We start from the raw sequence: 12353 nt of genomic DNA, 5'->3' as shown, positions 1-12353 counted from the left end.
CACAGGAGGGATACGAATGGGTGAGGATAAAAAGGAAACAATGGAAGTGGTTATGTCTTTGATCATGTATGGCGGAGATGCTAGAAGCAGTGCGATGGAAGCAATCCACGCAGCCAAAAATAGTGACTTTGAGCTGGCGGCTGAGAAAATAATTGGTGCACAGAAATCAATTTCTGAAGCACATCAAGTGCAAACGGGGTTACTTACTCAGGAAGCTTCTGGTGAGCCAGTTGAACTTAATCTGCTGATGGTTCACGCACAGGATCACCTAATGACTGCGATGACCTATAAAGATCTCGCCGAGGAAATGATCGACCTTTACCAGCGAGTTGACAGTATCCAGTAAGTCAGATTTCGAAGAACATAGAATCACCAGAAGGCTAGTCACTTAACATAGTAATAGGCGTTAGTTACCTATTAAAGAAGCGTGCTGATTTGATACAGTTTTGGACATGGACTGTAAAAAATGGTACGCTTCTTTTTTGATTAAAAAAAAGTGTTAAAATCGTCCGTTTTATATTGTAAAAGAAAACGGTTCAGTGTATAGTTGTAGCGATGAGAGTTTTCTAATCTGTCAACTAACAAGTGAGGAGGAAGTGCAAGATGAAAAATGTAATCGTATTATATGCTAAATTAGGCCAAACTGAATGCACTAAGCTGTCACTGTTAAAAGGGCGGCTGACAACCTCCTTAGTTACAATAGAATGAATCCCTTGTTTTTTGGCGTGTGAACGATCGAGATAAACTAGGCAGTCTATTCTGTAATGGGGATAGACTGTCTTTTTTTGAGGAGAAAGGAACGATTCAATGTTTGAAGTATTAATAAAATTAAAATTCTTTTTTAAAGAGAATAAATGGCAATACCTGGGTTCATTTATTGCATTGGCTATTGCCAACGTATTTTCAGTTTTTATCCCATATATTGTGGGACGATTTATCGATGCCATTATAACAGGAGAGATGAATGCAGCGGTGCTGAGGACCTACAGTCTTCAGTTCGCTGGATTAATTATTGTGACGTATGTCCTGGACTTTTTCTGGGGATATGGACTCTTCTCCGGAGCCTACAAGTTGCAGAAAGAAATGCGCAGCAAACTGATGCGTCACTTCCTGCGAATGCGTGCGCCATATTTTGAAAAATTCCGCACTGGAGATCTTATGGCCCGCGGAACTCAGGATATTCGTTCGCTTGCGGATACAGCGGGCTACGGCATGCTTGTGTTGATGAGTGCAACCGGATTTACAGCTACATTAGTTGTAATGATGGGGGTCTCAGTGAACTGGGGATTGACTCTGGCGGCTGTTATTCCACTTCTTCCTATGGCGTATGTGGTCAAGGTCAAAGGAGCTCAGGTGGATGAAGCCTATGAAATCGCACAAAAGTCATTTTCATCCGTTAATGATGACGTTCTGGAAATGATTGATGGGATGCGGGTTATTCGTGCATACGTCAAAGAAGCTGATTTTATAGACAAATTTAAAGATCAGACCAGTGGATTATTGAAAAAGAACAATCGTGTATCTGAAATTGCCGCTATCTTTTCACCGACTGTTAAAGCGTTTGAAGGGTTGAGCATTATGATCGCTTTAAGTTACGGTGCAGTTCTTGTCTCACAGGGCGTACTGACAGTTGGAGATATCGTGGCCTTTCAGATGTATCTTGGAATGATGATCTGGCCGATCATTTCTGTTTCAGAGCTTGTCCTCATTCTAAGGCAGGGGAGCGCCTCAATGAGACGAGTTGAAGAAATCACGCATGCGACGGACGGGTTGAATTTCAAAGGTAATATCCAAGCGAGCCATGTAGATGATTTTGAATTCAATCAGTTTACATTTAAATATGATTCAAGCGAAACCATTAATCTGGATCAGGTTGATCTGGACCTGGATAAAGGGAAAACATTGGGTATAGTAGGGAAAACAGGATCTGGAAAAACAACTCTCATCAGACAACTTTTAAATCAGTTTCCTGTTGGTACCGGAACATTCAATATGGGCAAATCAGCATATGCTGAATACGACGACCCTTCTCTCAGACGCCTAATCGGTTATGTACCGCAGGATCACGTCCTGTTCAGTCGAAGCGTAAGAGACAATATCTCATTCGGTAAAAAAGATGCCACGGACGAGGATATTATTCAAAGTATTAAAATGGCATCGTTTGAAGATGATCTGAATAACATGGACAAAGGTCTGGACACAATGATTGGTGAAAAAGGCGTGTCCATCTCTGGTGGTCAGAAGCAGCGGATATCAATTGCCCGAGCTCTGATTAAAGATCCGGAGATCCTTATACTGGATGACTCTTTATCCGCAGTGGATGCTAAAACGGAACAAAATATCATTCATAACATCCAGCATGTTAGAAGCGGGAAGACGACGATTATTTCGACACATCGTCTGTCAGCTGTAAAAGAAGCAGATGAAATAATTGTACTAGACAACGGTCAAATAATCGAACGGGGTTCACACGATAGTCTGATCGCGAAAGAAGGCTGGTATTACGACCAGTTTATGAAACAGGAAGTAAAGGAACAGACAATAACGGAAGACGTGTCATCACCAGATCCATATAAAAGGAGGGATGACTAGATGAAGACAGTTAAACGTTTATTATCTTATATGAAATACTACAAATTATATTTTACAATTGGGATCGGCCTGGTCATGCTGTCTATGGTAACCGATTTAGGCGCACCGATTGTTGCACAGCGCATCATTGATAATGTTATCACGCCCTCAGCTGCACAAGGAGAAACGGTAACAGATGTTCTGATCAGATTGATACTCATTTACTTTGGATTGACAGTTTCAACGGTTATTACGCGTTATATATCAGCAATATACCGTATGCGAGCAGCCAACGGGATCATCAAAGTTTTGAGAGACCAGCTCTATACGCATGTTCAGGAACTGCCAATCAATTATTTTGATAATCAACCAGCCGGCAAGATTGTGGCTCGCATAACAAATGACACAGAAAGCTTAAGACAGCAGTTTTATGTTGCAACTGTTGGTCAAATTCTAATCAATGTCTTTTATGTACTGGGAGCATTCATCGCCATAGCCACATTCCACACTGGATTAGCTTTGACACTGCTGGTGCTAATTCCGATCATGTTTTTATGGAATAAATTTTACACTAAATATGCTCGGGAATTTCACCGTAAAGAGCGTGATTTGAATTCGGATATCAATGGTAAATTGAATGAATCGATACAGGGAATGCAGATTATTCAGGCTTTTGAGCAGGAAGAACGAATCCAGGGAGAGTTTGAAGAAATCAATGAAAAGTGGTATGAAGTCATGCGGAAGTATGTCATCCTCGATTCCGCTTTCCAGTGGACGTTTGCAGATTTCTTGAGACGATTGTCTCTACTGCTGTTGATGGTTTACTTCAGTACGCAATACATCAACGGAGTACTGGGGATCTCTGTCGGAATGCTGTTTCTGTTCAGTGATTATGTTGGTCGCTTGTACGAGCCAATTAAGGGAATCATTCAGCAAATGGCATTCGTGCAACAGGCCATTGCAGCGGGAGACCGTGTATTTGAAATGATGGATATGAAAGCAGAAGATAATCCGACTGAAAAAATGAACGTAACCGACGGACGGGTGTCTTTCAATCATGTAACGTTTGGATACAACGAAGAGACAGATGTACTGAAAGATATTCATTTTACCGCTGAACCAGGCGAAACAGTTGCCTTAGTCGGCCATACCGGATCTGGTAAGAGCTCGATCATGAATTTACTATTCCGTTTTTACGATCCACAGTCTGGCGAAGTAACAGTTGATGGACAAAATACGAAAGAATTTTCCAGACAGTCTGTCAGAGAAGAGATGGGAATCGTGTTACAGGATCCATTCCTGTTTACAGGGACGATTTATTCCAACATCACGATGGACAATCCATCCATTTCAAAAGAAGTGGCAACTAAAGCACTCATGGATGTAGGGGGAGAGAATCTACTTGAGAAATTTGAAAAAGGAATAGATGAACCGGTCGTTGAAAAAGGAAGCACACTCAGTTCCGGACAGCGCCAGCTTATCTCCTTTGCACGTGCATTGGCCTTTGATCCAAAAATTCTGATTTTAGATGAAGCAACCTCTTCAATTGATACTGAAACAGAAGAAATCATTCAGCACGCCATGAACGTACTGAAAAAAGGCCGGACAACCTTTATTATTGCCCACAGATTATCTACGATTCAACATGCTGATCAAATACTCGTATTGGATCAAGGGGTAATCACTGAGCGTGGCACACATGACAGCCTGCTCAGCCAAAATGGTGACTACGCCGAAATGTATGAAATGCAGAAAAAAGGACAAGCGATAGCATCGTAAAAAAAGAAGTCATCTCCCAGATTGAAACTAGGGAGATGACTTTTTTTTCGAAAAGACAAATAAGTAAAGGAAATAAGTCCGTCGATTATGATCGCTCTTCTATAAACCCATTACTTAGAAGCCAATAATGGAACAACGACTCAAACAGCCCTACAGCAACCGCAAACACGAAACTGGCTACAATGACTTCTTCATCTGTTATTGAAGCTAAATAGATCCGGGAAACAGCAAACGTTGTACCAGCGTCTACCAAAGTAGCGACGAAATTTCCGCCTGATTTCAAAACAACCAGATCGCCTATCACGTATATCACCACGGTTGTAATGACTGCCGTTACGAATATACCGTTAAAGGGCAATTCAAAAATGATATATAATACTATAAAACTCAATACAATAAGAGCGGCTAGTTTTAACGCCAAAGCTTTCAAATGCTTCACAAAAAACACCTCCTTAATCACAGTTATTATGAGAATACACTGGATAGAATAGAATCACAAGACATAATCCTCGCTGTTTCGTTATTACTTTATATGTGAATTGGAACTGGAATCAAGTTTTCAGTTTTTACCTAATCGGAAGTATATGCAGTGCTTTACTGTAAAAATATAAATAACAAGTGCTATTAATAGCTAAATACATGGTAATTGAATATATTTTTTTTGAAAAGCAAAGGAGGTGATTAGATGCAACATGTAAAAGCTGTTGGTGTAAAATTAGTTGCACATATTGTGCTTGCTTTAGTTATTCTCACATTATTATTTGATATCGATGCAACACACTCGATTATCATAGCTTTGATAGTCGGTGTCGGGATATATATCCTTGGAGACCTGATTATTTTACGTAAAATCGGAAATATCGTTGCAACGGTAGCAGATGCTGGTTCAGCTTTCCTGATAACCTGGCTTTATCTCAACGCCACTGTAAATGGAGACTGGCTGATTGCAAGTTTGGTATTCGGATTACTGGTGGGTGTGTTTGAATGGTTCTTCCACGGCTGGTTATTAAAACAGAACGTGGTACCCGATGAACGATCAATGAAATAAATTTGAAAGTGTAAGTCTGTTAGAAAGGTAGATTCGGCCTTTTTAACAGACTTATTTTTTGTATAAAAGAAAATATGAGGAGAACAAAAATTGCATTATAGGTGAATAAGATTTTCATCTGCAGGACTTACTTAGTCTTTCTCACGCGGCAGTTTCTTTTCAAGATCTTCAATCTTTAAAATCAGTTTATCGATTTTATCCTCCAGGGCATTTATTTTCTTCACTTCTTTAGACTTTACTTGTGTGAAATGAGTAGTCAATGAACTAGTCAATGCACCAATTAAGCCTAATCCTAAGAACATCAGAATCATTGCTGAAAGGCGACCAACTAGTGTAACCGGGAAAATTTGCCCATGACCAACAGTTGCTGCCGTAACGATAGACCACCATAAGGACTCTGTAAACGACACGTCTTCTGAAACTGAAAACAAAGTAGCGCAGAACAGAACCAGTAGAATAGCCGTATACAGGACATAAATCAGTCCGTTTGTATGCAGAACTGATTGAATCTCCCGTTGCGATCGACCTTTCAAGCCTAATAGACGAGTGAAGCGTGAAAAGCGGATGAGATGTGTAAATCTTAGAATTCTGAAGATACGGGACAATCGGAATAACCGGAAAATCGAATAGACCGGAATAATGGAGAGTAGATCGAAGACATGATGTGTAATGAATTCTTTCTTGTCAGGTGCTAAAACAAGGCGATACACATAATCAAATGTAAAAATAAGAACAAAGAGGATATCAATCGCAAAATAAGGCTGGTCAAGAATTGAAATAATAGACAGCAAATCTAAAATAATCAGAAATATAGAAGCAATGGACAGTCCCATCATGGTTAAATTATAAAGTCTAAATGAACGCATAGAAACCTCCAGAAGTCGGTAATAGGGTAAGTAATAGCTTAATAGTAGAATGTTTTGAAAGAGAAGTAAAGGGTTAATGGAAATGGGAATTCTTCTTTTAGACACGGGTGCAATGTTTAGGTAATGAGTAAACAAAACAATACGCCAGATGCTAAACCGTTGAAGTTTAACATCTGGCGTATTAGTCGTTAAGTTGGATTATTTTTTAGTTGAGTAACGCAGCATTCTAGTTTCGAGATCCTTTTGAAATATTTTTCGGAAAAACTGGATGATGGGACCAAGAAGAAATGCAGTAATTAAAGTATTAACTCCAAGTGTTGCACCGAACAAGAATCCGATAATAGAGAAAGAAACATCAATGATGACACGAGATGTACCGTATGTCCATCTACCATTTGCTTTCTCAGTCAGAATAATCGGGAAGGCATCATATGGTGCCACACCTTCTTTGGCTTCAGTATACAGAGCCACTCCGCTTGAGATAAAGAACAGTCCAAGAATGGAAAAGATGATTCTAATGAGCAGACCATCTGGACTTGTGAAATACGAGTTATACAAGTTTACGGTAATATCTGAAAAATTACCGACAATGAAGATATTGAACAGTGTTCCTATGCCGACAAGGGCACGGTTATCAAAATATATCAGAATAAGTGCGATTAAGCTGGTGATCATAATGAACAGACCAAACCCAATATTAAGAAACCCACTGGCTCCTAAGTTAAATGTGGTGTATGGATCAGTTCCAAAATCAGCGAGGCGGAAAAACGACACTGCAAAACTGATGAAGAATGTTCCAATAAGTGAGTAGACTAACTTTAATTTTTTCATAAAATCCCTCTTTTTCATTTTAACGTGCATTGCTCATCATAAGGCTTAAACAGAAATAAGTCAATTGTATGAAGAGAACTCTCATTAATATGATTTTGAATTATATGACGTTTTTAATATAACGATATTCATCAAAAAAGCAGGCATGAATTCGATTTAATAAAACGACCCTAGAGAGATTCGAACTCCCGACCTAGTGCTTAGGAGGCACTTGCTCTATCCTACTGAGCTATAGGGTCAAAATAAATGACGTAGTATTTATTATTATACCAATAGATACTTCTAAAAGACAGACCAGTTTAGATTTTAATATATACTGATGAAGTAATTAATGAGTGTTTTAGAAGAAAAAGACAGCTCGGTCTTTTATGGCGATACCTGTTCGACAAAGTAAGTGTGTGGTTTCATCTCTATGTGCCATGTTAAAGACAACTTCGGCACACTCAAGTCTAATAGTTCCGAGACTTTACCATAGCAGGAGTCACTTCTGTATACTCACTAATCATAGGTGAATGAGTTAACTGAAGTTGTGACCACTTCGGTAGACTCCAGCCAAATTATTCAGCGACTTTACCAGAGCAGGAGGAACTTTGGTATACTCACTCATCATAGGTGAATGAGTTAGCTGAAGCTGTGACCACTTCGGTAGACTCCAGCTAAAATGTTCCGTGACTTTACCAGAGCAGGAGGAACTTTGGTATACTCACTCATCATAGGTGAATGAGTTAGCTGAAGCTGTGACCACTTCGGTAGACTCCAGCTAAAATGTTCCGTGACTTTACATAGTAGGAACGACTTCGGCAAACTCCAGTCAAACTGTTCCGTGACTTTACATAGCAGGAGCCACTTCGGCATACTCACCCATCTAAGGTGAATGAGTTAACTGAAGCAGGCACGACTTCGGCTGACTCCAGGCAAAGGGACCACCACTTGTCCTATGCATCTAATCCGATGAGTGTAGATGAATGGGATCAAACTTTTGGCCGTATATACAAAGAGTTATCTGATGCAGGCTTGCCAGGGATCATGGCAGGACATATTCACTTGCCTGAATATGAAAAAGCACTACATCCTGAACGGGACGAAAAAGACTTCCTGCCTGCGTCATTAAATAAAACATTGCTGACTGAATTATTACGTGATAAATTGGGCTACAATGGAGCAATCGTAACAGACGCTTCTCATATGGTCGCCATGACAGGCAGCATGCCGCGTAGAGAAATGGTCCCAACGGCTATCGAAGCAGGATGCGATTTATTTTTATTCTTCAACGATCCCGACGAAGATTTCCAGTGGATGAAAGAAGGATACGAGAACGGACTGTTATCAGACGACCGATTACATGATGCCTTACGCCGCACCCTGGGCCTTAAAGCCAAACTGGGCTTGAACACTTTTGAAGGCCGTCGTGAAGACATTATGAGATCTAAAGAAGAGGCACTTAGCCTGATCAATACAGAAGACAGTAAAGCTGTGGTGAGAGAAGTAGCGGACAAAGCGATCACGTTAGTAAAAGACGAGCAGAAAGACTTGTTTCCGATTACGCCTCAACGCTATAAACGCATTTTACTGGTTCCGGTGCAGGGATTGTCTGGTGGTTTCGGAGCGATGATAGCTGGAAACAAACCGAAAGCCTACGATTACTTGAAAAAAATGCTGGAAGCGCGTGGGCACGAGGTCTCGATCTGGGAAAATACAGAAGAACGCATTATGAAACTTCCCGAAAGTGAACGAGCTGCTGCAATCGCTAACGTGTACGCTCAGAAACAGCCGATATCTAAATTAACAAAAGCGTATGATTTGATCATTAATGTATCAGACGTCAACAGTGGTGGAACGATTCAGCGAACAGTCTGGCCTGCTTCTAAAGGCACACCGGACATTCCGTTCTATGTGCATGAAGTACCGACCTTATTTATTTCGGTACAGAATCCATTCGATCTGGCAGACGTTCCACAAGTTGGCACATACATCAATACGTATGATGGGATGGAAGTCACAATGGATGAGCTGGTTAAAAAATTAGCAGGAGAATCTGATTTTAAAGGAGTCAGTTCAGTGGACGCTTTCTGTGGGTTGTCAGATACTAGAATCTGGAGAAACAGTAGCTACTAAAAAATAAATCAAAATAGAGTTGAACCAGTTGTAAATGAAGAGTCATGTCAGGGCTCACTGGTTCAGCTTTTTTTTGCGTATGAGTTGGTATAATCAAAATGATACTGCTAAACTTAGCCTATAATCAATCGCTATGGAACACTGACAAAGGAGGGATCCATATGAAGCAGAATAAAGAAGTTCTGATAGTCGGAGCGGGACCGACCGGGCTGGTTTTGGCACTCGAACTGGCTTACCGAGGTGTGGCGTTTAGAATCATTGATAAAAATGACGGACCAGGTGAGTCGTCACGTGCAATGCTTGTCGTCCCAAAAGTACTGGAAAGTTATAAGAAGTTCGGACTTGATCAGACAGTCTCTGAAAAAGGCATAAGACCGGAACACATCAATTATTATGTGAAGAATATGAAGAAATCAGCCATCCCGTTAGGCAGACTGGGGAGAGGTCAAAGCGCTTATCCTTATGTGGTGACTTTTCCTCAGGATGAACATGAGAAAGTCCTTCTTGAGCAACTGAAAAAAATGGGGCACAGCGTTGAATGGAAGACAGCCTTTGACTCCCTTGAAAAAATTGACGACATGAACAAAGTAGTCCTTAAAAAACAAGATGAAACGGTAACCGGTCTGTTCGACTATGTGATCGGCTGTGATGGAGCGTCGAGTTCAGTCCGAAAAAGTGTTGGGATCACATTTTCAGGGGAAACTTACGAAGAGATTTTTTACGTGCTTGATGCCGTCATCGATGGGAAAATCACGCATGAGGAATCTGGTTCGTTTGTATTTGTAGAGAAATACTTTGCACTGTTTTTCCCGCTTCGAAACCGACAAACCACTAGGGGCATTGGTATGTTTCCACCGGATTTAGTCAGGTCAGAAGCATTCAGCTTTGAGGCGCTGAAGCCGCGTCTTGAAAATGAGTTCAGCATTACGATTCAGAAAAAGAACTGGTTCTCTGACTACAAAATTCACAGGCGAACGGCAGATCAGTTCAACCAAGAGACTGTCTTCCTGGCAGGAGATGCGGCTCACATCCATAGTCCGGCAGGCGGACAGGGAATGAACCTGGGTATTGGAGATGCGGTAAACTTAGGATGGAAACTGGCAGCTGTCATTTTGGATGACGTTGATGAAGCGCTGTTGCGCACTTACGAATCAGAACGAAAACGGCTGGCTGAGTCTGTCGTGTCACGAACAGATAATGCTTTCAAAGTCATGGCCTCTCAGTCTAAAGTGAGTCAACTGATTCGCACACGGGTAGTCCCTTTAGCTGCTTTCGCGGCTGGACAAAGCGAATGGCTTCAAAGTCAAGTGTTCAAGGTCCTCTCTCAGCTCTACATTTCCTACGATGAGAGTCCATTAAATAACCAAGGAACTTCAAAACTAAAAAGCGGGACACGTTTACCGTATGCAGATGGTGAGCAGTTTGAGTTTAAACGTGAGGCTGGCTGGCAGCTTCATTACTTCAATGAAGCACCAGATTTTTCACTTTTTAAAAAAGAGATACCCGTTGAACTGATCAGAAGGCGCTGGACAGATAAAACAAGTAAAGCCGGATTTGAAAAAGACTATCTCTACTTGGTAAGACCTGACGGGTACATCGGATGGACAGGAAAACCAGGATCGACAAAGGAGCTGTTCGACTATATAGCGGTCTGGATAACCTAAAGAAAATGCATAACGATAGATAAATGTGCTATCATTTAATTAACTAATAAATGAAATGGAGTGAACTAAATGAAAGTATCAACGAAATGGGAAGGCAATTTAGCTTTTACAATGAGCAATCCTGACGGCAATCAAGTCAGAATGGACGCACGAAATGAGGCAGGCGGAGAGGGGTCAGGCGTTTCTCCGATGGAAGCAGTTTTAGGTGGACTGGCAGGCTGTATGGGAATCGATATGTACATGATCCTTAAGCCGTTTCAGGATAAAATCACACGGTTGGAAATCGAAACAGATGGAGGCCGGAACGACACAGCACCAAAGTACTTTACGGCAATCGAAGTAACCATTCATCTTGACGGAGATGTCCCGGCAAGTCGTGTCTGGAGAGCGGTAAAACTGAGCGACGAGAAATACTGTTCAGTTGCGAACTCGCTGAATGCTGACTTGACATACAACGTCATTTTAAATGGTGAACATGTACCTCAAGTTGCCAAGTAAACCAAATAACAAACCGCTTCTAAAACAAGGGAGAGACATAAATGGCGACATTGACCGCAACGTTTCAATCCAGAGAACTTATGAGAAAAGTATCCTTTACAGCTATAATCCCCACCGCAACAAAGTCGTTGTATGATCCAACACCAGTGACAGAAGAAAGTGGCCCTTTAAAAACACTCTATTTACTGCATGGATGGGACGGTAATCAGGAAGACTGGATCCAGAATACGCGCATAGTAAAATGGGCAACACAGTACAATATAGCAGTAATTATGCCGTCGGGAGAGAATAGCTTTTACGTTGACCACCCAAGCGGGGACAATTACGGAAAGTTTATCGGACGAGAATTAGTGGAAGAAACACGCAAACTGTTTCCTCTTTCCAGTAAGAGAGAAGACACCTATATCGGGGGCTTATCCATGGGTGGGTACGGTGCTTTAAGAAACGGGTATCATTTCAGCGACACTTTCGGGAAAATACTGGCCTTCTCCAGTCGAGTCTTTCAAAAAAATGATCCGTATCATGATTTGACTGAAGACGGACCGATCAACAGACGGATCTGGCACATGATTGGGAGTAAGAGTTTTCATGATGTTCCAGATAACATCGATATATACTCTCTCATTAAGAATTGTCACAATAAACCGGATCTGTTTTTATCATGTGGGACTGAAGATTTCCTTTTTGAAGAGAACCGGGCTTTGCATGAGTATTTAAACGAATCAGGAGTAGAACATAAGTATATGGAAGAACCCGGCGAACACAACTGGAGTTTCTGGGAATCGTCGATCCAAGAAGCTTTAGCATGGGTATTTAAATAAGGAGTCAAAAACCATTCTTCGTAATAAGTGGGGAATGGTTTTTGACTAAATTTTTTTATCTCATTCATAACTTATAAACGGGAAAAAACAGATTATGGGACTGTAATAAAATCATACTGAAAACAGGCGTTTCTTATTGAGAACTAGGAGAGAACGCAAA

General features: G+C 41.1%; 10 protein-coding genes, 1 tRNA gene and 1 pseudogene. 8 read left to right on the top strand and 4 right to left on the bottom strand.

Annotated features, from left to right (window positions below; genetic code table 11):
* Positions 1 to 16 precede the first annotated feature (16 nt).
* The 3 genes from CLV38_RS06065 to CLV38_RS06055 all read left to right on the top strand — a co-directional run bounded on the left by CLV38_RS06065 (position 17) and on the right by CLV38_RS06055 (position 4350).
* The gene (locus CLV38_RS06065) at positions 17 to 346 is read left to right on the top strand and encodes a PTS sugar transporter subunit IIA (protein ID WP_106192851.1); all 330 of its coding nucleotides are present in this window, start codon (positions 17 to 19) and stop codon (positions 344 to 346) included.
* 461 nt (positions 347 to 807) lie between these two features.
* Positions 808 to 2592: an ABC transporter ATP-binding protein gene (locus CLV38_RS06060; RefSeq protein ID WP_106192848.1), complete on the top strand. Its 1785-nt coding sequence runs from the start codon at positions 808 to 810 to the stop codon at positions 2590 to 2592.
* Positions 2593 to 4350, top strand: a complete 1758-nt coding sequence (locus CLV38_RS06055) for an ABC transporter ATP-binding protein (RefSeq protein ID WP_106192846.1) — start codon at positions 2593 to 2595, stop codon at positions 4348 to 4350.
* Positions 4351 to 4435: 85 nt separating this feature from the next.
* Here CLV38_RS06055 and CLV38_RS06050 read toward each other — a convergent pair whose 3' ends face one another.
* Positions 4436 to 4789, bottom strand: coding sequence for a DUF2512 family protein (locus CLV38_RS06050; protein WP_170068834.1), 354 nt, complete (start codon positions 4787 to 4789; stop codon positions 4436 to 4438).
* 246 nt (positions 4790 to 5035) lie between these two features.
* Between CLV38_RS06050 and CLV38_RS06045 the strand changes: the two genes are divergently transcribed.
* Positions 5036 to 5398, top strand: coding sequence for a DUF2512 family protein (locus CLV38_RS06045; RefSeq protein WP_106192841.1), 363 nt, complete (start codon positions 5036 to 5038; stop codon positions 5396 to 5398).
* A 131-nt stretch (positions 5399 to 5529) separates the two neighbouring features.
* On the opposite strand, the gene CLV38_RS06040 is transcribed toward CLV38_RS06045, so the two are convergent.
* The 3 genes from CLV38_RS06040 to CLV38_RS06030 all read right to left on the bottom strand — a co-directional run bounded on the left by CLV38_RS06040 (position 5530) and on the right by CLV38_RS06030 (position 7334).
* On the bottom strand, positions 5530 to 6264 hold the full coding sequence (locus CLV38_RS06040) for an ion transporter (RefSeq protein WP_106192838.1): 735 nt from the start codon (positions 6262 to 6264) through the stop codon (positions 5530 to 5532).
* A 198-nt stretch (positions 6265 to 6462) separates the two neighbouring features.
* On the bottom strand, positions 6463 to 7095 hold the full coding sequence (locus CLV38_RS06035) for a YczE/YyaS/YitT family protein (RefSeq protein ID WP_106192836.1): 633 nt from the start codon (positions 7093 to 7095) through the stop codon (positions 6463 to 6465).
* Between the two features lie 165 nt (positions 7096 to 7260).
* Positions 7261 to 7334 (bottom strand) — tRNA-Arg (locus CLV38_RS06030).
* A 676-nt stretch (positions 7335 to 8010) separates the two neighbouring features.
* Here CLV38_RS06030 and CLV38_RS06025 point away from each other — a divergent pair.
* The 4 genes and pseudogenes from CLV38_RS06025 to CLV38_RS06010 form a co-directional block, all read left to right on the top strand.
* Positions 8011 to 9210: pseudogene (locus tag CLV38_RS06025) on the top strand (glycoside hydrolase family 3 N-terminal domain-containing protein); the annotation flags it as partial.
* A 161-nt stretch (positions 9211 to 9371) separates the two neighbouring features.
* Positions 9372 to 10874: an FAD-dependent monooxygenase gene (locus CLV38_RS06020; RefSeq protein WP_170068833.1), complete on the top strand. Its 1503-nt coding sequence runs from the start codon at positions 9372 to 9374 to the stop codon at positions 10872 to 10874.
* 69 nt (positions 10875 to 10943) lie between these two features.
* Positions 10944 to 11372 carry an OsmC family protein gene (locus CLV38_RS06015; RefSeq protein WP_106192831.1) on the top strand — a complete coding sequence of 143 codons (429 nt, stop codon included), beginning with the start codon at positions 10944 to 10946 and terminating at the stop codon, positions 11370 to 11372.
* Positions 11373 to 11413: 41 nt separating this feature from the next.
* Positions 11414 to 12193, top strand: coding sequence for an alpha/beta hydrolase (locus tag CLV38_RS06010; protein WP_106192829.1), 780 nt, complete (start codon positions 11414 to 11416; stop codon positions 12191 to 12193).
* The last annotated feature ends 160 nt before the right edge of the window (positions 12194 to 12353 follow it).

It is taken from the genome of Alkalibacterium olivapovliticus (assembly GCF_003003275.1).
Classification (GTDB): Bacteria; Bacillota; Bacilli; order Lactobacillales; family Carnobacteriaceae_A; genus Alkalibacterium; species Alkalibacterium olivapovliticum.
Note: the sequence above shows the minus strand (reverse complement) of the source record. Positions and strands in the feature narration are given on the sequence as shown.

Bases quoted from the DNA above. Each gene is read 5' to 3' on its own strand.
- CLV38_RS06065 (WP_106192851.1), top strand. From the start codon at position 17: ATGGGTGAGGATAAAAAGGAAACAATGGAAGTGGTTATGTCTTTGATC.
- CLV38_RS06040 (WP_106192838.1), bottom strand. From the start codon at position 6,264: ATGCGTTCATTTAGACTTTATAATTTAACCATGATGGGACTGTCCATT.
- CLV38_RS06010 (WP_106192829.1), top strand. From the start codon at position 11,414: ATGGCGACATTGACCGCAACGTTTCAATCCAGAGAACTTATGAGAAAA.
- CLV38_RS06020 (WP_170068833.1), top strand. From the start codon at position 9,372: ATGAAGCAGAATAAAGAAGTTCTGATAGTCGGAGCGGGACCGACCGGG.
- CLV38_RS06035 (WP_106192836.1), bottom strand. From the start codon at position 7,095: ATGAAAAAATTAAAGTTAGTCTACTCACTTATTGGAACATTCTTCATC.
- CLV38_RS06015 (WP_106192831.1), top strand. From the start codon at position 10,944: ATGAAAGTATCAACGAAATGGGAAGGCAATTTAGCTTTTACAATGAGC.
- CLV38_RS06045 (WP_106192841.1), top strand. From the start codon at position 5,036: ATGCAACATGTAAAAGCTGTTGGTGTAAAATTAGTTGCACATATTGTG.
- CLV38_RS06055 (WP_106192846.1), top strand. From the start codon at position 2,593: ATGAAGACAGTTAAACGTTTATTATCTTATATGAAATACTACAAATTA.
- CLV38_RS06060 (WP_106192848.1), top strand. From the start codon at position 808: ATGTTTGAAGTATTAATAAAATTAAAATTCTTTTTTAAAGAGAATAAA.